This window comes from Micromonospora sp. WMMD736 (genome assembly GCF_049179015.1).
Taxonomy (GTDB): domain Bacteria; phylum Actinomycetota; class Actinomycetes; order Mycobacteriales; family Micromonosporaceae; genus Micromonospora.
On sequence record NZ_JBMHMI010000001.1, the window covers coordinates 7,017,137 to 7,037,734 of the forward strand.

19 protein-coding genes and 1 tRNA gene are annotated in these 20,598 nt (G+C 69.7%); 14 read left to right on the forward strand and 6 right to left on the reverse strand.

Annotated features, from left to right (window positions below; genetic code table 11):
• Positions 1 to 12 precede the first annotated feature (12 nt).
• Positions 13 to 1,758, forward strand: coding sequence for a CTP synthase (locus ACN269_RS31910; RefSeq protein WP_421476085.1), 1,746 nt, complete (start codon positions 13 to 15; stop codon positions 1,756 to 1,758).
• Positions 1,755 to 2,354 carry an NUDIX domain-containing protein gene (locus ACN269_RS31915; protein WP_421476087.1) on the forward strand — a complete coding sequence of 200 codons (600 nt, stop codon included), beginning with the start codon at positions 1,755 to 1,757 and terminating at the stop codon, positions 2,352 to 2,354. The genes ACN269_RS31910 and ACN269_RS31915 overlap by 4 nt, the downstream gene beginning before the upstream one ends.
• Before the next feature lie 88 nt (positions 2,355 to 2,442).
• On the opposite strand, the gene ACN269_RS31920 is transcribed toward ACN269_RS31915, so the two are convergent.
• Entirely contained in the window at positions 2,443 to 2,700 is a 258-nt protein-coding gene (locus ACN269_RS31920) for a TM2 domain-containing protein (RefSeq protein WP_421476088.1), read from the reverse strand.
• Positions 2,701 to 2,992: 292 nt separating this feature from the next.
• On the opposite strand from ACN269_RS31920, the gene ald reads away from it, so the two are divergent.
• From ald to ACN269_RS31975, 11 genes are all read left to right on the forward strand, one after another.
• Positions 2,993 to 4,108, forward strand: coding sequence for an alanine dehydrogenase (ald, locus tag ACN269_RS31925; protein ID WP_421476090.1), 1,116 nt, complete (start codon positions 2,993 to 2,995; stop codon positions 4,106 to 4,108).
• Between the two features lie 11 nt (positions 4,109 to 4,119).
• Positions 4,120 to 5,100 (forward strand): site-specific tyrosine recombinase XerD, encoded by a 981-nt coding sequence (locus ACN269_RS31930; protein WP_421476092.1) that lies wholly within the window; start codon positions 4,120 to 4,122, stop codon positions 5,098 to 5,100.
• 182 nt (positions 5,101 to 5,282) lie between these two features.
• Entirely contained in the window at positions 5,283 to 6,206 is a 924-nt protein-coding gene (locus tag ACN269_RS31935; RefSeq protein WP_357120878.1) for a ParA family protein, read from the forward strand.
• Positions 6,207 to 6,247: 41 nt separating this feature from the next.
• Positions 6,248 to 7,213 carry a segregation and condensation protein A gene (locus tag ACN269_RS31940; protein ID WP_421476093.1) on the forward strand — a complete coding sequence of 322 codons (966 nt, stop codon included), beginning with the start codon at positions 6,248 to 6,250 and terminating at the stop codon, positions 7,211 to 7,213.
• Complete coding sequence (scpB, locus tag ACN269_RS31945; RefSeq protein ID WP_421476095.1) at positions 7,206 to 8,090, forward strand: SMC-Scp complex subunit ScpB; 885 nt, start codon at positions 7,206 to 7,208, stop codon at positions 8,088 to 8,090. Before ACN269_RS31940 ends, scpB begins: the two co-directional genes overlap by 8 nt.
• Positions 8,077 to 8,847, forward strand: coding sequence for a pseudouridine synthase (locus ACN269_RS31950; RefSeq protein ID WP_421476096.1), 771 nt, complete (start codon positions 8,077 to 8,079; stop codon positions 8,845 to 8,847). The genes scpB and ACN269_RS31950 overlap by 14 nt, the downstream gene beginning before the upstream one ends.
• 194 nt (positions 8,848 to 9,041) lie before the next feature.
• Positions 9,042 to 9,725 (forward strand): (d)CMP kinase, encoded by a 684-nt coding sequence (gene cmk / locus ACN269_RS31955; RefSeq protein WP_421476097.1) that lies wholly within the window; start codon positions 9,042 to 9,044, stop codon positions 9,723 to 9,725.
• The gene (der, locus tag ACN269_RS31960; protein ID WP_421476099.1) at positions 9,722 to 11,128 is read left to right on the forward strand and encodes a ribosome biogenesis GTPase Der; all 1,407 of its coding nucleotides are present in this window, start codon (positions 9,722 to 9,724) and stop codon (positions 11,126 to 11,128) included. The genes cmk and der overlap by 4 nt, the downstream gene beginning before the upstream one ends.
• A gap of 165 nt (positions 11,129 to 11,293) precedes the next feature.
• Positions 11,294 to 11,367 (forward strand) — tRNA-Pro (locus ACN269_RS31965).
• Between the two features lie 116 nt (positions 11,368 to 11,483).
• A complete protein-coding gene (locus tag ACN269_RS31970; protein ID WP_421476100.1) occupies positions 11,484 to 12,440 on the forward strand; it encodes a tyrosine-type recombinase/integrase in 957 nt (318 codons plus the stop codon).
• Positions 12,441 to 12,831: 391 nt separating this feature from the next.
• On the forward strand, positions 12,832 to 13,446 hold the full coding sequence (locus tag ACN269_RS31975; protein ID WP_421476101.1) for a maleylpyruvate isomerase N-terminal domain-containing protein: 615 nt from the start codon (positions 12,832 to 12,834) through the stop codon (positions 13,444 to 13,446).
• Positions 13,447 to 13,565: 119 nt separating this feature from the next.
• Here ACN269_RS31975 and ACN269_RS31980 read toward each other — a convergent pair whose 3' ends face one another.
• Positions 13,566 to 15,614, reverse strand: a complete 2,049-nt coding sequence (locus ACN269_RS31980) for an NACHT domain-containing protein (RefSeq protein WP_421476102.1) — start codon at positions 15,612 to 15,614, stop codon at positions 13,566 to 13,568.
• A gap of 312 nt (positions 15,615 to 15,926) precedes the next feature.
• Here ACN269_RS31980 and ACN269_RS31985 point away from each other — a divergent pair, with 312 nt between their 5' ends.
• Positions 15,927 to 16,484, forward strand: a complete 558-nt coding sequence (locus tag ACN269_RS31985) for a hypothetical protein (protein ID WP_421476104.1) — start codon at positions 15,927 to 15,929, stop codon at positions 16,482 to 16,484.
• A 140-nt stretch (positions 16,485 to 16,624) separates the two neighbouring features.
• Here ACN269_RS31985 and ACN269_RS31990 read toward each other — a convergent pair whose 3' ends face one another.
• The 4 genes from ACN269_RS31990 to ACN269_RS32005 form a co-directional block, all read right to left on the reverse strand.
• On the reverse strand, positions 16,625 to 17,185 hold the full coding sequence (locus ACN269_RS31990) for a hypothetical protein (protein ID WP_421476105.1): 561 nt from the start codon (positions 17,183 to 17,185) through the stop codon (positions 16,625 to 16,627).
• 539 nt (positions 17,186 to 17,724) lie between these two features.
• On the reverse strand, positions 17,725 to 18,666 hold the full coding sequence (locus tag ACN269_RS31995; RefSeq protein WP_421476106.1) for a tyrosine-type recombinase/integrase: 942 nt from the start codon (positions 18,664 to 18,666) through the stop codon (positions 17,725 to 17,727).
• Between the two features lie 136 nt (positions 18,667 to 18,802).
• A complete protein-coding gene (locus tag ACN269_RS32000; RefSeq protein ID WP_269679783.1) occupies positions 18,803 to 19,381 on the reverse strand; it encodes an XF1762 family protein in 579 nt (192 codons plus the stop codon).
• Positions 19,374 to 19,946, reverse strand: a complete 573-nt coding sequence (locus ACN269_RS32005) for a hypothetical protein (RefSeq protein ID WP_421476108.1) — start codon at positions 19,944 to 19,946, stop codon at positions 19,374 to 19,376. The genes ACN269_RS32000 and ACN269_RS32005 overlap by 8 nt, the downstream gene beginning before the upstream one ends.
• Positions 19,947 to 20,598: the final 652 nt, after the last annotated feature.

Genomic DNA, 20,598 nt, shown 5'->3' on the forward strand with positions numbered 1-20,598 from the left:
CGGGAGCAGGCCTTGGCCCCATCAGCACGGACGACCAGGCACATTTTCGTCACCGGGGGCGTCGCCTCCTCGCTGGGTAAGGGCCTCACCGCCTCCAGCCTCGGCAACCTGTTGACCGCGCGCGGGCTCCGCGTCGTGATGCAGAAGCTCGACCCCTACCTGAACGTCGACCCGGGGACGATGAACCCGTTCCAGCACGGCGAGGTCTTCGTCACCGAGGACGGTGCCGAGACCGACCTCGACGTCGGGCACTACGAGCGCTTCCTCGACCGGGCGCTGTCCGGCAAGGCGAACGTCACCACCGGGCAGATCTACTCGGACGTGATCGCCAAGGAGCGGCGCGGCGAGTACCTGGGTGACACCGTCCAGGTCATCCCGCACATCACCAACGAGATCAAGTCGCGGATCCTGGCGATGGCGGACCCGGACGAGGACGGCGTCCTGCCCGACGTGGTCATCACCGAGGTCGGCGGCACGGTGGGCGACATCGAGTCGCTGCCGTTCCTGGAGGCGATCCGTCAGGTCCGCCACGACCTGGGCCGGGACAACTGTTTCTACCTGCACGTCTCGCTGGTGCCGTACCTGGCGCCGTCCGGCGAGCTGAAGACCAAGCCGACCCAGCACTCCGTGGCGCAGCTGCGCAACATCGGTATCCAGCCGGACGCCATCGTGCTGCGCTGCGACCGGGAGATCCCGGAGAAGCTCAAGGAGAAGCTGTCGCTCTACTGCGACGTGGACCGCGAGGCGGTCGTCGCCGCCCCGGACGCGCCGAGCATCTACGACATCCCGAAGGTGCTGCACCGCGAGGGGCTCGACGCGTACGTGGTGCGCCGGCTCGGGTTGTCGTTCCGGGACGTGGACTGGGCGAGCTGGGACGACCTGCTGGAGCGGGTGCACCGCCCCCGGCACACGGTGACGGTCGCCGTGGTCGGCAAGTACGTCGACCTGCCCGACGCGTACCTGTCGGTGAGCGAGGCGATCCGGGCGGCCGGTTTCGGTAACCGGTCCCGGGTTCAGCTCAAGTGGGTGCCCAGCGACGAGTGCGTCACCCCGGCCGGCGCGGCGGCGGCCCTGGCCGGCGTGGACGGTATCCTCATCCCGGGCGGGTTCGGCGTCCGCGGCATCGAGGGCAAGATCGGCACGGCCCGGTACGCCCGGGAGAACGGCATTCCGCTGCTCGGCCTCTGCCTCGGCCTGCAGTGCATGACGATCGACGTGGCCCGGCACCTGGCCGGCCTGGACGGCGCGAACTCGCTCGAATTCGACGAGCAGGCCGCGCACCCGGTCATCGCCACGATGGCCGACCAGGAGGACATCGTCGCCGGCAAGGGCGACCTGGGCGGCACCATGCGGCTCGGGGCGTACCCGGCGACCCTGACCGAGGGCTCGATCGTCGCCGAGGCGTACGGCAGCACCGAGATCAGCGAGCGGCACCGGCACCGCTACGAGGTGAACAACGCCTACCGGGACGCGCTGACCAAGGCGGGTCTGCACGTCTCCGGCACCTCGCCGGACGGCCGGCTGGTCGAGTTCATCGAGCTGGACCGGAACCTGCATCCGTTCTTCGTGGCCACGCAGGCGCACCCCGAGTTGAAGAGCCGCCCGACCCGCCCGCACCCGCTGTTCGCGTCGTTCGTCAAGGCCGCGGTGACGTACTCGCAGGCCGACCAGTTGCCGGTCGACCTCGAGCCCGCCGCGGAGGCCCCGTCGACCCGCAAGGCAGCCCGCAACGGCGCTGCCACGAAGGCGTCGGCGTGACCGACCACCGCTACGAGGTCCGCTCCCGCGAGGAGCGGTACCGCGGGCCGATCTTCGAGGTGGTCACCGAGGAGGTGACCATGCCGGGCGGCGGCACCGGGCGGCGTGACCTGGTGCGGCACGTCGGGGCGGTGGCCGTGGTGGCCCTCGACGACGCCGGTCAGGTGGTGCTGATCCGCCAGTACCGGCACCCGGTGGGCCGGCACCTCTGGGAGCTGCCGGCCGGGCTGATGGACGTCTCCGGCGAGGAGTTGCCGGCCGCCGCGCTGCGGGAGTTGGCCGAGGAGGCCGACCTCACCGCAGGGCGGATCGACGTGCTGGTCGACCTGCACAGCTCGCCCGGGTTCACCAACGAGTTGGTCCGGGTGTTCCTGGCCCGGGACCTCGCCGACGTGCCGGCCGACGAGCGGCACGAGCGCCACGACGAGGAGGCCGACCTCCAGGTCGTCCGCGTCGATCTCGACGAGGCGGTCGGCATGGTGCTGGCCGGCGAGATCACCAACGCGTCCGCGGTGGCCGGCCTGCTCGCGGCGGCGCGTGGCCGGGACACCGGCTTCGCGGCGCTGCGCCGGGCCCAGGCGCCGCTGCCGCGCTGAGCGGCCGCCGCCGGTCCAGCCGATCATCGAGTACGCGCCAAAGGGGCCCCGCCGACGGCGGGGCCCCTTTGGGTGGCGACGTGGCAGGTCAGTCCCGCAGCGGGCGGCCCTGCGCGTCCGTACCGCCGTTGACGAGGATCAGGATGCCGTCGATGAGGCCCCAGAGGCCGCCGATACCGCCAGTGCAGACGCCGACGACGAGCTGAAGGACGGCGATCTTGGTGTGTCCGGTGTAGAACCGACCGGCCCCGAAGGTGCCGAGCAGGATGCCGAGGATGCCCGCGACGACCTTGCTCTTGTCGGAGTAACCCTGGGCGTACCCGGGGTGGTAAGGAGGAGTGGTCATGGGCGGACACAATAGTGATCCACTCACCCGCTGTCCGTACCGCCAGCCGGCAGATGGGACGATAATGGGCGAACACTGTCCTGACGGCTGAGGTGTCGTCCACCGCCGGCCCGGTCCGTGCCCTGACACTCCGTCAGGTCGCCCGGGCACCGGATGGCACTGTGCTGGCTCGTCGCGGGGTCGGACGCGCCTAGACTGCCGCCGGCGGGACCGGTGGACCGCGGTGGCAATGGGGCCGTCGTGGCACCGAGCGGTCGGGGGGAACGCACCCCCGAAGAGAGGTGTCTGCATCGTGAAGGTCGGAATCCCACGCGAGGTCAAGAACCACGAGTACCGCGTGGCGATCACGCCGGCGGGCGTCAACGAGTTCACCCGCAGCGGCCACCAGGTCTTCGTCGAATCCGGCGCGGGCGTCGGCTCCAGCATCACCGACGAGGAGTTCGCCGCCGCCGGCGCGAAGATCCTGGCCACCGCCGACGAGGTCTGGGACACCGCCGAGCTGGTGCTCAAGGTCAAGGAGCCGATCGCCGAGGAGTACCACCGGATGCGCGAGGGGCAGGTGCTCTTCACCTACCTGCACCTGGCCGCCTCCAAGGAGTGCACGGACGCGCTGGTCGACCGGAAGGTCACCGGCATCGCGTACGAGACGGTGGAGCTGCCCGACAAGTCGCTGCCGCTGCTCGCGCCGATGTCCGAGGTCGCCGGCCGGCTCGCCCCGCAGGTCGGCGCGTTCTACATGATGCGGACCGGCGGCGGCCGCGGGGTGCTGCCCGGCGGTGTCTCCGGCGTGTACGCGGCGAAGACCGTGGTCATCGGCGCCGGCGTCTCCGGCCTGAACGCCGCCGCCATCGCCCTGGGCCTGCAGTCCGAGGTGCTGCTGCTGGACAAGAACGTGGCCCGGCTGCGTCAGGCCGACGCCATCTACCGGGGGCATCTGCAGACCGTCGCGTCCAACGCGTACGAGATCGAGCGGGCCGTCCTCGACGCCGACCTGGTCATCGGCGCGGTGCTGGTGCCCGGCGCGAAGGCCCCGACGCTCATCTCCAACGAGCTGGTCTCCCGGATGAAGCCGGGCAGCGTGCTCGTCGACATCGCCATCGACCAGGGCGGCTGCTTCGAGGACTCGCGCCCCACCACGCACGCCGACCCGGTCTACAAGGTGCACGAGTCGATCTTCTACTGCGTGGCGAACATGCCCGGCGCGGTGCCGAACACCAGCACCTACGCGCTGACCAACGTCACCCTGCCGTACGCCCTCGAACTGGCCAACCAGGGCTGGCGCGACGCGCTGCGCAGCGACCCCGCGCTGGCGCTGGGCCTCAACACCCACGACGGCCAGGTCACCTACGGCCCGGTCGCCGAGGCGCACGGCATGCCCGTGCTGACGCTGGCCGAGGTGCTGGGCTGACCGACTCCGCGGTGCCGCGGGCCGGTGCGGGCGTCGAACCCGCGCCGGCCCTGCGCCGTGCCGTCCGCGGCTACCTCGACCACCTCACCGTCGAGCGCGGCCTCTCCGCGAACACCCTCGCCTCGTACCGCCGGGATCTGGACCGCTACCTGGCCACCCTGGCCGACGCCGGCGTCGCCGACCTCGCGTCGGTCGCCCCCGGCGTCGTCGAGTCGCACCTGGCCCGACTGCGCGCCGGCGACGACGACCACCCGCCCCTTGCCGTGTCGTCGGCCGCCCGCGCGGCCAGCGCGGTGCGGGGCCTGCACCGGTTCGCCCTGCGCGAAGGGCTGGCCGGCGCCGACCCGAGCCGCGACGTCCGCCCGCCCACCCCACCCCGCCGGCTGCCCCGCGCGCTGGGAGTCGACGACGTGGTCCGGCTGCTGGAGACCGCCGGCCCGGTCACCGCGACCGGCGACGGGGCGTCGCTCGCGCTGCGCGACCGTGCGCTGCTGGAGTTCCTGTACGGCACCGGCGCGCGCATCTCCGAGGCGGTCGGCGCGGCGATCGACGACCTGGACGTCGACGAGGGCACCGTGCTGCTGCGCGGCAAGGGCGGCCGAATGCGCCTCGTTCCGATCGGCGGGTACGCCGTCGACGCGGTCCGCGCCTACCTGGTCCGGGCCCGCCCGACGCTGGCCGCCGCCGGCCGGGGCACCCCGGCGGTGTTCCTCAACGCCCGGGGTGGCGCGCTGTCCCGCCAGGGCGCCTGGATCATCCTGCGGCACGCCGCCGCCCGCGCCGGACTGCCGGTCGACGGACCGTCGGCGGTGTCCCCGCACACCCTGCGCCACTCGTACGCGACCCACCTGCTCGACGGCGGCGCCGACGTACGGGTCGTGCAGGAACTGCTCGGCCACGCCTCGGTGACCACCACCCAGGTCTACACCCTCGTCACCGTCGAACGGCTGCGCGAGGTGTACGCCACCGCCCACCCGCGCGCCCGTGACTGACGGCCCCGGCGGGCATCGGCCCCGACACGCCGGGCCGGTGCCGAACGCCCTGCTGGTCGGTGGCGTACAGTCGGCATCGGCGCGGACCTCCTGGGGCGACAGACCGGGGTGCGCAGCGGCGCCGCGAAGGACGTCGGACGGCTCCGACGCCGGGTGGGTCGTCGGGAGGGGGCAACGAGGACATGGCTGGCAACGGTGACCGTGCCGAGACGTGGACGTCGGAGCTCCGCGAGCAGCAGGCCGCGCTCGGCAACGATCTGGGTCCGGCCGACCCGGCCGCCTACACCATGCGCAAGCCGATTCCCGAGCCGATGCCCACCGATCGGCACGGCCCGGCGCGCATCATCGCGATGGCCAACCAGAAGGGTGGCGTCGGCAAGACGACCACCACCATCAACCTGGGCGCGGCCCTCGCGGAGTACGGCCGCAAGGTGCTCCTCGTCGACTTCGACCCGCAGGGCGCGCTCTCGGTGGGCCTGGGTGTCAACCCGCACAACCTCGACCTGTCCGTCTACAACCTGCTCATGCAGGACGACGTGACCGCCGAGGACGTCCTCATCAAGACCGACGTCGCGGGCCTGCACCTGCTGCCGGCCAACATCGACCTCTCCGCCGCCGAGATCCAGCTCGTCAACGAGGTCGCCCGTGAGATGGCCCTGGCCCGGGTGCTGCGCTCGGTCCGCAAGGAGTACGACTACATCCTGATCGACTGCCAGCCGTCCCTCGGCCTGCTGGCGATCAACGCGCTGACCGTCGCGCACGGCGTGCTCATCCCGCTCGAGTGCGAGTTCTTCAGCCTGCGCGGTGTGGCCCTGCTGCTGGACACCATCGACAAGGTGCGCGAACGGCTCAACTTCGACCTGGAGCTCGAAGGCATCCTCGCCACCATGTACGACAGCCGCACCACTCACTGCCGCCAGGTGCTCCAGCGGGTGGTCGAGGCGTTCGGCGACAAGGTCTACCAGACGGTCATCACCAAGACGGTGAAGTTCCCGGAGTCCACCGTGGCCGGTGCCCCCATCACGACGATGGACCCGGCCTCCTCCGGGGCGCGCAACTACCGTCAGCTGGCCCGCGAGGTGATCGCCGCCCAGTCGGAGCGGTAGCCGGACGTCCCGGTGCCCGTCTCGTGGACTACGGTCGTGCGGTGACCGCGCCACCCCTCGACCCGCCCGACACCGCCGATCCGGCCGTGGTCGACGGTGCGCAGCCCGCCGGGTTCACGGTGCGACTGGCCAACTTCACCGGCCCCTTCGACCTGCTGCTGCAACTCATCGGCAAACACAAGCTCGACGTCACCGAGGTGGCCCTGCACACGGTCACCGACGAGTTCATCGCCTACATCCGCGCCATGGGCGACGACTGGGACCTGGACGAGGCCAGCGAGTTCCTGCTCATCGCCGCGACCCTGCTCGACCTGAAGGCCGCCCGGCTGCTGCCCGCCGCCGACGTCGAGGACGAGGAGGACCTCGCCCTGCTGGAGGCCCGGGACCTGCTCTTCGCCCGGCTGCTGCAGTACAAGGCGTACAAGGAGGCGGCGGCACACATCGCCGAGCTGGAGGCGGTCGGCGGCCGCCGCTACCCCCGCGCGGTGAGCCTGGAACCCCGCTACGCCGAGGCGCTGCCCGACCTGGTGCTCGGCATCGGCCCGCAGCGGCTGCTGAAACTGGCCGTGAAGGCGATGACCCCGAAGGCGACGCCGGAGGTGTCCATCGCCCACGTGCACATGGTGCGGGTCAGCGTGCGGGAACACGCGGCGATCCTCACCGCCCGGCTGCGCCGGGCCGGCACGGCCACGTTCTCGCTGCTCTGCGCCGACTGCGAGGCCACACTGGAGGTGGTGGCCCGGTTCCTGGCGCTGCTGGAGCTGTACCGGGAGGGTCTGGTGGCCTTCGTGCAGGAGCAGGCCCTGGAGGAGCTGACCGTGCGCTGGACCGGGCCCGCCGACGGCGAGACCGAGCTGCACGTCGACGAGTACGCCGGCACGGCTGCCGAGCCCGACCCGCCGCCCGGGCCGGAGCCGGCGAGGCTGGAACTGGCGGGGCCGGAAGTGGTGGGGGAGACCGGCGGTACTTCCGGGACGTACGCGACAGAGGATGAGCGGGATGAGTGACGAGCAACGCCGGGACTCGCTGGCCGACCAGGCCGCCGCCTGGGTCCCCCCGTGGGAACGCCCCCGCCCGGCGGCCCCGACCACCACCCCCGAGTCCGCGTCGGTGCCCGCGCAGCACCCGGAAGCCGACGAGACGCCTGAGCCCGCCGAGCCGCCAGCGAAAACCGAGCCCGCCGGGACCTCCGAGTCAACCGAGTCGATCCGGACCGTCCCGACGGTAGAGACCGCCGAGCCGGCCGTAGCCCCGCAGACGGCGACCCCGGACGTACCCCCTCGGCCAGCGGCCGGGCGGCGGCGGGCGACAGTCGTGCCGGAGCCCGCGCCCGAGCTGCCCGACGCCGAGCTGCGCGGCGCGCTGGAGGCGATCCTCCTGGTGGTGGACGAACCGGTCAGCGAGCTGGTCCTGGCCCAGGTGCTGGAGCAGCCGGCCGAGCGGATCGGGCCGATGCTCGACGAGATCGCCGCTGGCTACACGGCCGCCGGCAACGGGTTCGAGCTGCGTCGGGCCGCCGGCGGTTGGCGGTTGTACACCCGGCCGGAATACGCTACGTACGTCGAGCGGTTCGTCCTGGACGGGCAGTCCGTGCGGCTGACCCAGGCGGCTCTGGAGACCCTGGCCGTGGTCGCGTACAAGCAGCCGGTGACCCGGTCGCGGATCTCGGCCATCCGGGGTGTCAACTGCGACGGCGTCATCCGTACGCTGGTCACTCGCGGTCTCGTCGAGGAGTGCGGCACCGAATCGGACAGCGGGGCGTTCCTGTACCGGACCACCACGCTGTTCCTGGAGAAGCTCGGGCTGAACACCGTCGACGAATTGCCACCTCTCGCACCCTTCCTGCCCGACGACGTAGAAGAGCTTGCCGATGCGACCCGATAACCGTTCCCCGAAGCCCGACGCCCCCGTCTACGAGGGCGCGGAACGCCTGCAGAAGGTGCTGGCCGCCGCCGGCGTGGGTTCCCGGCGCGCCTGCGAGGACCTGATCTTCCGGCGTCGGGTCACCGTGGACGGGCGGGTCGCCAAGCTCGGCGACAAGGTCGACCCGGCGAAGGCCGTGATCCACGTCGACGGCGAGCGCCTCCAGGTCGACGTCCGCCTGGTCTACGTGGCGATGAACAAGCCGCGCGGGGTGGTCACCACCATGGCGGACGAGAAGGGCCGCACCGAGCTGGCCGACTTCATCGGCCGGCGGCTGGACCAGCGGGTCTACCACGTCGGGCGGCTCGACGCGGACAGCGAGGGCCTGCTGCTGCTCACCAACGACGGCACCCTCGCGCACAAGCTCATGCACCCCTCGTACGAGGTGCTGAAGACCTACCTGGCCGAGGTGGTCGGGCCGATCCCGCGCAACCTGAGCAAGCGGCTCCTCGCGGGCGTCGAGCTGGAGGACGGGCCGGTCAAGGTCGACTCGTTCAAGGTGGTCGGCACCCTGGGCAAGAGCGCCCAGGTGGAGCTGAGCCTGCACGAAGGGCGCAAGCACATCGTCCGGCGGTTGATGGACGAGGTCGGGCACCCGGTCACCCGTCTGGTGCGTACCTCCATCGGTCCGATCCGGTTGGGCGACCTGCGCACCGGGCGTCTGCGGCGCCTGACCAACGCGGAGGTCGCCGCCCTGTTCCGCGCGGTGGGTGACTGACCCCCGGCCTTGCGGGTACGGCTGCCGGTAGGCTCCGCAGCGGCCGGGAAGCGGCCGCCGGAGGGTGGCGTGGGTCGCCTCGGGCGGCGTCGCGTGTGGGTCCGCCACGGGCCCCGGGCATGATGGACGACGATGGACAACCGCTTGCGGCGCCAGCACCGGGCGATCGCGAGGTACGGGCTGAGGAGGACACGGTGGAGGAAAACGTACGGGCCGAGCGATGTGTGGTCGCTGTGGACGGGCCGTCCGGTTCGGGTAAGTCCACCGTGTCGCGGCGGCTCGCCGCCGGCATCGGTGCGCGCTACCTGGACACCGGGGCGATGTACCGGGCGATCACGTGGGCCGTGCTGCGCTCCGGCGTGGACCTCACGGACGCCGCGTCGGTGGCCAAGGTCGCCGGTGAGGCCGACCTGCGCATCGGCACCGACCCCCAGGGGTACGGCGTGACCGTCGACGGCGTGAGCGTGGACGCGGACATCCGCGGGCCCGAGGTGACCCAGGCGGTCTCCGCCGTCGCCGCCGTGCCGGCCGTCCGTGAGCTGCTGGTCGCCCGGCAGCGCGAGATGATCGTCAACGCGGGCCGGATGGTGGTCGAGGGCCGGGACATCGGCTCGGTCGTGGCGCCGGACGCCGACCTGAAGGTCTTCCTGACCGCCTCCGAGGCGGCCCGCGCGGCCCGGCGCAGCGCCGAGGACGCCTCCGACGTGGCGGCCACCGCCGCCGACCTGGCCCGCCGCGACCGGCTCGACTCGACCCGCAAGGTCAACCCGCTGGCCCAGGCGACGGACGCCGTCGTGCTGGACACCACCGAGCTGGGCATCGACGAGGTCGTGGCCCGGCTGCGGGACCTGCTCACCGAGCGGGGAGTGGCGGCATGAGCGCCGATTCCGCTGGGTGGGTTGAGCTGCGGGAGCCGGACCTCGCCGTCGAGGAGCCGACCGGTCCGCAGCCGGTGGTCGCGGTCGTCGGCCGCCCCAACGTGGGCAAGTCGACGCTCGTCAACCGGATCATCGGCCGCCGGCAGGCGGTCGTGGAGGACATTCCCGGGGTGACCCGGGACCGCGTGCCGTACGACGCGCAGTGGAACGGCCGGTCGTTCACCGTGGTCGACACCGGCGGTTGGGAACCGGACGCGAAGGACCGCGCGGCAGCCATCGCCGCGCAGGCCGAGACGGCGGTGGTCACCGCCGACGTGGTCCTGTTCGTGGTCGACGCGATGGTCGGCTCCACCGACGTGGACGAGGCCGCGGTGAAGATGCTGCGGCGCAGCGCCAAGCCGGTCATCCTGGTGGCCAACAAGGCCGACAACAACTCCATCGAGATGGAGGCCGTGTCGCTCTGGTCGCTCGGCCTCGGCGAGCCGTTCCCGGTGTCCGCGCTGCACGGGCGCGGCTCCGGTGACCTGCTGGACGCCATCCTCGCCGCGCTGCCGGAGGCTCCGGCGATCGTCGAGAACCGGCCGCGCGGGCCGCGCCGGGTGGCGCTGGTCGGCCGGCCGAACGTCGGCAAGTCCAGCCTGCTCAACCGGTTCTCCGGCGAGGACCGGGCCGTCGTCGACTCGGTCGCCGGCACCACAGTGGACCCGGTGGACAGCCTGGTCGAGATCGGCGGCCAGACCTGGCAGCTGGTGGACACCGCCGGCCTGCGCAAGCGGGTCGGCAAGGCCAGCGGCACCGAGTACTACGCCAGCCTGCGCACCGCCGGCGCGATCGAGGCCGCCGAGGTGGCCGTCGTGCTGCTGGACGCCAGCGAGCCGATCAGCGAGCAGGACCAGCGGATCCTCACGATGGTGACCGAGGCCGGCCGCGCGCTGGTCATCGCGTTCAACAAGTGGGACCTGGTCGACGCCGACCGCCGGTACTACCTGGACAAGGAGATCGACCGGGAGCTGCGCCGCATCCCCTGGGCGATCCGGCTGAACCTGTCGGCCATGACCGGCCGCGCGGTGGACAAGCTGGCCCCGGCCCTCAACAAGGCCCTGGCGAGCTGGGAACTGCGCGTACCGACCGCGCACCTCAACCAGTGGCTCACCGCGCTCGTGCAGGCCACCCCGCACCCGGTGCGCGGTGGACGGGCGCCCCGCATCCTGTTCGCCACGCAGGCCGGGGTGGCGCCGCCGCGGTTCGTGCTCTTCACCACGGGCCCGCTCGACGCCGGATACCAGCGGTTCGTCGAGCGCAAGCTCCGCGAGGAGTTCGGGTACGAGGGCAGTCCCATCGAGATCTCCGTACGCCCCCGCAAGAAGCTCGGCCCCGGCGGCCGGGGCAAGGCACACGGCTGACCTTCCGAAGGGGTGGGCCAGGCTTCCTCCTGGCCCACCCTCCTAGGACGCTCTAGGGGTTGTGGGGTGGTTCGCCGCTCCGACAACGCGGGTGGGGCCTGTGCGGACGGGGCAGAAGTGCTGCGCTAAGCTGTACCGGCTGTCGCAGGGGGAACTCTGCGGGGGCGGGACGTGGCGCAGCTTGGTAGCGCACTTGACTGGGGGTCAAGGGGTCGTCGGTTCGAATCCGGCCGTCCCGACAGCGAGAGGGTTTCCACAGGTCAGAGCCTGTGGAAACCCTCTTTTTCGTGTTCACGGTGGTTCGTCGAGGTCGAGCACGCCGCTTATCGACCCCTTGACTCGACGGGTGACCGACATGGCTCTACTGGACCTCACCAAGCTCACGACCGACCTGTCCTCGACCTGGGCGGGATACCTGCGCGACTGGGACCGGACGCTGCGGGCGGGCAACTACCCGGAGACGACCCGGTACAACTACCTCCTCGCGGCAGCGCAGTTGGCCCGCTACCTGGCCGAGCACTCGCCCGACCCTGATGCCGCCGACGCCGCGGAGGACCCCACCGAGGTGACCCGGGGACATGCGGAGGCGTTTCAGGCGTGGATGATCGAGACCCGGTCCGCGTCGACCGCGTTGAACAAGCACAAGGGTCTGCAGCAGTTCTTCAAGTGGTTGCTGGCTGAGGAGGACATCGACCGTTCTCCGATGGATCGGGTCCGACAGCCCAAGACGCCACAGAAGCTGATCCCGATCATCCGGGACGAGGACACGAAGAAGCTCCTCGACGCCTGCAGGGGCAAGACCTTTCCGCACCTGCGCGACGAGGCGATCATTCGCCTGTACTACAACACCGGAGCGCGGCTGTCGGAGGTCGGCAACCTGCTGCTCGATGACGTCGACCTGAACACGGAGTCGGTGCACTACCACGGCAAGGGTGCCAAGGATCGCCGGGTGCGATTCGGGCCGAAGACGGCCCGGGCCATCAGCCGCTACCTACGGGCGCGAGGCAAGCACAAGGGTTCTGAACTGCCGGATCTGTGGCTCGCCGACCGTGGCGGTCGGAGGTTGGCGGCCAACGGCATCAAGATTCGCTTGAAGCGGCTGGGCCTCGCCGCCGGCGTTGCGAATGTGCACGCCCACCGCTGGCGGCACAACTTTGCCCACGAGTGGAAGCGTGCCGGCGGGAACACCGGTGACCTGATGCTGTTGTTGGGCTGGACCTCGGAGGACATGCCCCGGCACTACGGCGCCAGCGCGGCGGCGGAACGCGCCCAGGAGATCCAGGTGCAGCTGGGCATCGGGGAAGGGGTGTAGACGCCGGCAACGCGGTCGGCCGGTCCGAGTACCGGCTCGACCGACCGCGTTGCTTTCGTCGTTGATCGGCGGACCCAAGTCGAGTCAGGCGGGGTTCGGCGCACTGGCTCCGGTGCAGATTCCGGTACGTCTTGTCGTGCAGAGCTGCATCGGGGTGGCTGGCCTCCCACTGATCGCCTGATCGCCTGATCGGCATTCGTGATGCGTGGAGGACCGGCGGACGTTCCGATTGGCGACGTTGCGTAACGGATGGCGTGCCAGCGACGCGCGGCTCGGCGTTCAGATCTGCCGGTGATCACCGATTCGAAACGGGGAGCCGCTCCTCGCTGGCTCGTGCGGGGGATGACAAGGGTTCCTGTGCGCGCATAACGTGCACTCGATGATCCGACCCGTGTTCCTGGACGCCGCCGCGACTGCCCTGGCCCTGTTGCGCAATCCGATACTGGCCGAGCGATGGTCCTCGCCCAGCGCACTGCCGGACTTCTCCACCGGTGGCCTCGCCCGTCATCTGGCCAACCAGGTCACTCAGACCGTGACGTTCCTCGCCGCGCCGCCGGGAGGCTCGGCGGTCTCGGTGCTGGAGCACTTCACCGGCAACGCCTGGGTGACCTCAGGCGTGGACAGTGCCGACAACATCGACATCCGGCGCCGCAGTGAGCAGACAGCTGCAGCGACGAACCCCAGGGAGCTGGCGGACGCGGTCGATGCGGCATTGACCGACCTGGGTGCCATGGTGACAGCCCAGCCGCCCGACCGCATCGTGGACCTCGGCAACTGGGGCCTAAAGGTCGACGACTTCCTGCTGACCCGGGTCATGGAGCTGGTCGTGCACACCGACGACCTGGCAGTCAGCCTCGGCTTGCCGACCCCACCGATGCCGCAGACAGCGACTGAAGCGACAATCCAGCTGCTGTGCAGACTCGCGGCTTGGCGACACGGATCCTTGAACGTGATACGCGCGCTAGCTCGGCAAGAACGAGCTCTTACGTCCATCTCTGCCCTCTAGCTGGTGGAGCCTCTTGTGGAGTGACTGACTAAGATCAACACATCGACCCTGTCCGTCGAAAAGGGTCCAGCCCATTTCCGCGAACCAGCAGCAATCGAGGGTGTGCGACTGAACCTCAATCACCGGGGCGAGCGTAGAAACTCTTGGAGCCTGCTGTGCCGGAACTCATACGCTGGCCCTACCTGGCGCAGCAACTGGCGTCGATGTGCGCCAGCAAGGAATCTCATCAATGACCACGGCAGCGTCCCGGCCGTTGCCAACCGTGCACGGGCTAGGCAGAACCAACCCCACGCGGTAGAGGTCAGGGTGTGCCCGATCCATGCTAGGAACCCGACCGCGAATCCGATCACGACGGCGGCGACGTTCGTCGGTCCGGGCGGCATCTGACTCAGGTCGGTGCCGAGGAATACTCCGGCCATCGCGCCGACCAGCAGGTACGGCGGCAGCGCCAGCAGCGCCGCGGTCCGGTCCTGCCGCAACACCGACAGCGGGCTGGCCGCACGTTCAACCGGCGCTGGAGCGCTAAGCCATCGGTACAGGATCTCCAACATGGCTCCACTGATAGCGCCGATGCCAGCGAGACCAAGATATGCGAGAAGGATGATTCCCAGGTCCCACGAGCCGTACCCGCAGAACACTACGAGAGCAGCCAGGGTGCCAAGACCGGCGGCATACAAGTACCGGTGAACGAGATCCGGGTAGTGGATCAAGCTGTCGCCACGCTTGCGCTGGGCGAATGTCCATGCCAGCCGACGCGGTCTTGGCCCCGCTTTGCGTCGGCCTCCAGCCGCGGGCTCCGTTGTGAAGTTACTAAATAGGGCGAAGAATCCCAGGACGGCGAACGCAGCGACCACTAGAATCCGACGCCACCCTGCGTCGGCTGGAAGCACGATTATAGAGCCGACCCATCCGCCGAACAGTCCGCCCGCAAGGGCCAACAGACACCCTGGTCGGAATGTCGAGACGGTGTGGTGGAGTTTCCACCACACGAACTCGCCACCGTCTCCCATCAGTTCGGCTAAGGCTGCTAGGTGCTGGCGGACGCGAGCGCTGTCACGGCCGTACACGCGGAGGAGGAACGCGTCGAGGAGGTGTAGCTCGACGCTGTCCCGGTCGGGAAAGTTCAGCAGGTCAGCGGGATCCGCGTCGGCCGACGAGTAGACGGCGTGAGCCATGCTCACCATGAGCGGCGTAGTTAGTGCGACGGCCAGCGGACCATTCGGCTTCGCCCGGACATGGTCAACGATCACTCGCCAGTGCCGGTCCCCGCGTGGACGCCTGCGGTTCAGATAGCGCTCTAGCTCGGTCCGGCTAACGGGTTCAAGGCACCAGACAGACGCGTCGGCGACGAGGAGTGCCTTTGAGGCGATCAGCGTGTCGTACTCATTCTTTCGGCAGGTCAGCACCAACGGGCGGCCAGTCACGGCCGTTTCGCTGACTCGCTGTAGGGCGCGTGCCCGTAGCTGCGGGGCGACTTCGTCAAGCCCATCGAGTATCGGCATGACCGATCCGCGCTCGAGCAGGTCGCGGGCGCTGGCGCTGCTGAGGACGGGGTATGTTTCGGCGAGCCGACGAGCTAGCCAGAGGTCCAGGTCCTCGGCGCTGGGATCCCAGCCCGCGAGGCCGATGAGAACGGGTACGGGGACGTTGTCACGCGATTCCCTAGCAAGATCAAGGACCAACATGATCGCGGCGACAGTCTTGCCCGCTCCGGCAGATCCGAGGAGTACAAGGCGCCGGTGCGGTAGCCGCAGGAACGCTTCGGATAGCGTTCTGGCTGGGGGGCGTACCCGGTCGGGTTGCCGACGGCCGGAAGCGCGTGCGGTGTTGTGGGCAATGACCGGCTTCCATGCGACGTTCAGCCGATCGTCGAGATCCAGGCACCTGGACTCCTCCGACCATTGCTTGGACACCGCACCCGCCAGCACCTGAAGAACGTCCGCCCGAGAGGAACGGCTCGCGACCAATTGCCAGACAGCGGCCACCGATGCAGGGACAGCCAACACGAACGAGCCTATGCCGGCATACCCAGCGAGTCGGGCCACCTCGGCATCGCCGCTGGCAAACGCTTTCAGAATCAACCCACCGCCGAAGAGCATTAGCGCCACGATCAGCGGAACGAGAACGAAGCGTCTCAGCGTTTGGCGCCTAACTGGTCCCCAATTCATGACGGGCATCATGCCAGCACCGCGCACACCGGTGGTTCCCGCGGTTATTGAACTCTGCTGCCTGTTCGCATGACCTGTGACCGCAACCGGCGTGGTAAAGCGCATCCCTTCGAGTCGGATATGCGACAACCAGTTGCCTCGCCGTCGCTTCAGGAGCCGGACGGGCACGTCTTACTTGCATCCGACCTATTGCGGAACCACCGAGCCACCGGCTGCTGCCGTCAAGATCGGGTACGCTGATCTGCCGCTGACCGCGCGGCGGCGCGCAGGTAAAGGGTGGACGTTGCGTGGTTCGGCAACACAGACTGAGTCGTGACCTCTCGGGATATTCCGCTGCCGCTGGGCGAGATCGGCTGGCTGTTCCCCGCCCTGGCGGATCGGACGGAACACGACCGCGTTCGTCAGCTTCTGCAGTCTGCCGACGAGACCCTCTTCCGGCTTGGACAGCGGCTGGGTGCACGATCCGACGCTCAGCTTTGGGGCGTAACCCTGAACCGCTTCCGCTATCAGCGGCTCGGGCCCGAACCGGAGTTCCCGGTCACGATACTGGCGGGCGAAGGGGGATCGAATCAGATCTGGGTAGATGTCCTCTGCGCCCCGGCAGGCAGCATGCCCTACCACCGACCCGGACCGCCATGGCAGGTGCACACCACGATCTCCCTCAGCTGCGACTCCGACCCCACCGGCTGCGGCGGCCACCAGGTCGACGCCCAGACCTGTCCGCCGGTCGAGACCCCGCTCGGTGCCGCCACCGAGGTGCACGCGGCAACCGAATGGCTACTACAACGACTCGCCAACGAAAGCGAGGACTCCCTCCGAAAACACGATCCGAACCGCGGTCACCCACCCGCACCCCGACGCCACGACTGACACGAACCGCACATCACCCACCGGCCTGCCGGCGGTGGGTCAGCGAATGCGGCGGCCCATAGGGCAAAGCCGGTGCTCACTGAGCGCGACGCCACCCACCACCGCCGCCCGCCGCCAAGTGCTCGTGTTATGGACCTACGTCAGAGGCGAATGGCCGGCACACCATTGCCGGCCGGCCGCCGCACCTGGTCGACGATGCCGCCGCGGACACCGAGGCTCCCCCGCGCGGCGCGGTAGAAGCCGTCACGAGTCTCATCGGCCTGCCGAACCAGGTCCGTAAGGTCGTCGGGCGGGTCCGGTAAGGACCGCGCGGCCTGCTCTAAAGCGCGCACCGCGTGACGCCATGCGGAGGCCGCCCCTACGGTGACCTCATCGCCGAGCAGCAGAACTGCCTCCCATGTCAGCGTGTGCCGCACATCCGCCTCAGCCAACCGCGCCAACCCCTCCTCGCGGTCAAGTGCGGGGGTACGGGCGCCGGGCCGATGGGCGCTGAGCATTCCCAGCGCCAGCAGGTGGATTTCCTTCACGGCACGTGTGAAATCGGCGTAGGCGTCCAGCCGCCGCTCGTCCCATCGCACCATTTGACTGCGCCGCCACCGAGCCCGCTCGGCCACTGTCGTGGCAATGATCGTGCCGACAGTGCCGACCACCACGCCGATCAGCGCCGCTACCTGCGGCATCATCGTCTCCACTAGTCTCATCGACGTCCCCTCGCCGTGGTTGGACCCAGCCCGTCAGCCATGATTTCACTACCGTCAGTTGCCATGCCGGCGGCGCCGGCCGCGCTGCCGGTGGCATCCACGCCGGCCTACAGACGAATCCGGTGACAGCAGACCCCTGTTTGTTGGCGCGATTGTCTCGGTTGGAGGGACCATCGTGGTGGACTGGCTTCACCGGCGCGCCGCAGGAGCCCTTTGCCATGCCGATCCTTGTACGTCACGGCGTACCTGCCTATGGACTCGGATCTGTGCGCGGACGGCGGGACTTCCGGGACAGCTCCGCCAGCTGCAACATGTACGCCGTCCTGGCGTGTCGTGCCATTTCCGTGCGTACATCTGGATCGAGCAGGCCCTCGGGGTCGACCTGTCGTTCGAAGCGCTTGAGGAAGCCCTGCGTGCCGGCTGCCGTGCGGGCGCGGCGGTCGGTCGTTCTGGCCCAGGATGCGTGGGCGGCTATGCGTGCCCGGCGGCGACGCTGCTCCGGTGTCAGCCCCGTCGACCCGGCTGTCGGTTCGTCGGGCTCAGACACGCTCACCGATCCCGACACGGGATTGGCTCTCCTGGGCGCGTTCGGCGGCTGCGCTGGCGCCGTAGTGCCGGGGCATGTCGTCTGAGGTCCAGCCGAGCAGCAGCATCAGGTCGCCCGTGTCGCCGCCGGCGCGCTTCCACTCGTGGGCGAAGTTGTGCCGCCAGCGGTGGGCGTGGACGTTCGCGACGCCGGCGCGCCGGCCGCGGCGTTTCAGCATGAGCTTGATGCCGTTGGCCGCTAGTGCCCGTGTGCCTCGCTCCGCGAGCCAAAGCTCGGCAAGGAGTGACCCTTTGTGCTGGGACCGCATTCGGAGATAGCGGCTCATGGCCCGTGCGGTCTTGGGTCCCAGCCGTACCCGGCGGTCCTTGGCGCCCTTGCCGTGGTAGCGGACAGTGTCCGTGTCGGCGAGGCTGACATCGTCAACATGAAGGTTGGCGACCTCGGACAGCCGCGCACCCGTGTTGTACAGCAGGCGGATGATCGCCTCGTCTCGCCGGTCGACGAACGCTCTGCCGCGACACGTGTCCAGGATGCGTCGCGTGTCGTCGTCCCGCATGATCGGTATCAGCTTTTGCGGCGTCTTGGGCTGCCGGACGCGCTCCATCGGAGATCGATCGATCTCCTCCTCGTCGAGCGCGAGCCATTTGAAGAACTGCTGCAGAGCTTTGTGCTTGTTCAGGGCGGTTGCGGGTGAGCGTGTCTCCACCATCCACGCCTGGAACTCCTCGACATGTGCCCGGGCCACGGCGGTGGGATCGTGGGCTGCCTCCGACGTGTCAGGTGCCGATGCCGCACGGTCCTGCAGGTAGCGGGCCAGCTGTGCCGCGGCGAGCAGATAGTTGTAGCGGGTCGTCTCCGGATAGTTTCCGGACCGCAGTGACCGATGCCAGTCCTCCAGGAAGCCGCGCCAGGGAGTGGACAGGTCAGCGAGCATCTTTCCTGCGTCTATTGGCATGGGGTGACGCTCCAGGTCGAGCATTCGTCGAGGGCCGGCCGCAGGGTGCCGATGGGCCCGTCGCGGTGGTTGAGCAACCGATCTGCTGGTGCGTGCGCGGCTGTGGTGTGGCCGGTCACCGTGGGTCCTGTACCTCTCTGGCCTGCCGGGGGACGCGGTCGGCGGCTTCGGTTCGGGTACGCCAGTCCTCGGTGGTGACCTGCCAGTGTGTGCGGGTTGCGTCGCCGGTGCTGCGCGGCGCTCGGTGCCGGCTGAGCCGATTTCGCCCGTGCGCGGGAGGCGTTTCGGTGACGACCTTCCAACCCGCGGCCCGCAGGCCGGCGGCGGGCCTGTCGGTGCGGGTGTAGGTGATCATGCGTCGGTAGCCCATGCGCCGGGCGACTCGCCATGCGGCGGCAAGCAGGACCGAGTGCGCGTTGCGTGGCCCGTCGGTCGCCAGGCGGGTGACTTCGGCGGTCAGGCCGTCGTCGTGGTGGCGGACGTCGGGACGGCCGACCATTGCGACCCCGATGAGGTGGCCGGCTTGGTTGGTCAGACCGAGGGAGAACGTGTGTCCCTGCGGTCGTTCGCGCTGCTGATGGTGGCCGCTGATGTAGGCGCACGCCTGTCGGTAGCTGATTGGCCGTACCCGCGGACGGGCTGGGCGGCGACGCGACGGACGGTGGTGGGCGGCAGTCTCCGGCTGGTCAGTCACGGTGGCCTGCTCGTACGACGAAGACCAGCAGGTGAGTCGGCGAGCCGTACTGACTGGCCGCTGACCGTTCGGCGTCTGCGCTGTCCGCAGCGAGGCCTACTGGTGTGGTGATCGCGAGAATGTGCTGGAGGTAGTCCATCCCACCGGCGTGGGCCTCGGGGACAAGCCCGGCCAGGTGCACGACCTCGGTCGGAAACGGTTGGGTCGGACGTTGCTCGACGATGAGGACCGCGAAGCCGTCCGGGCTAATGACCAGCCGGAGGGCACGGAAGAGATCGGCCACCGCACCGTCGACCGGCCTGGGTCGCGCAAGCGGCTGGGGTCGCGGCCAGCGCAGTACGACCAGGTCGACCTGCTCCACGGTGTCAAGACCGGCCAGGTCCGCATCATGGGTGACAGAACGGTAGGCGCGGCCTGCGGCAATGCTCTCGTCGCGAACGGTCGGGTCGCCGTCGAAGTCGACCACGGTCGTGCCGCGCCGGCTGTAGACGGCGATGATCCGACGCGCCAGCTGGCGGCGAAACGTGGACTCGCTGATCTCGCCAAGGGCGCCGCTGCGCCACACCGATATCCAGGTCGGCGAGCCACCGACGGTGACGTCGACGTGAAGGAAGTCGTGGTGGTGGCCGAAGGTGGAGCTGTCGGCGTATGGGTCGGGTCTGCCGTCTCGGGACGATGGGTCCGGCCCGCTGGGATTCTCGGGTGTCGCGGAGGATCTGGTCATCGGTGGGTGGCTTCCACACCGGCTGGCCCGTGCTCACGACCACCAAGAGCGGTCGTGACGGTGGGTTTTGCTGGGGGAGCAGCGCGTTGGCTACCCAACCGTTGGCCAACGGTTGGCCAACCTCCGGTCCGGCGGTGGTGTCGGACTGTGCGGCGGGTTGCCGACGAGTCCGGCGTGGATGGCGACCGTCGGATCACCTGCACGAGGTGTCGTGCCGGCTCAGCTGGTAACACAGGGTGGCGGGATCTTGACGCGTTGCGCTAGCGTCTCACCTGCAACGCGGCCGGTTGGTTGGCGGCCATGCGGTGGAGGGCCGCCTTGCGGTTCCAGCGCCACAAGAGACGGAAGGGCGTGAACTGGTGTTTGAGATCGAAGCAGCGACTGCCCCGCCGTCCGGGACGTTGGCAAGATTTTGAATGAGATCGGCGGCGCCGCCGGTGCTGGCCGCGCAGCGACGTCTCCACCAAGATGGGCGAGGCCAACCAAGGTGCGG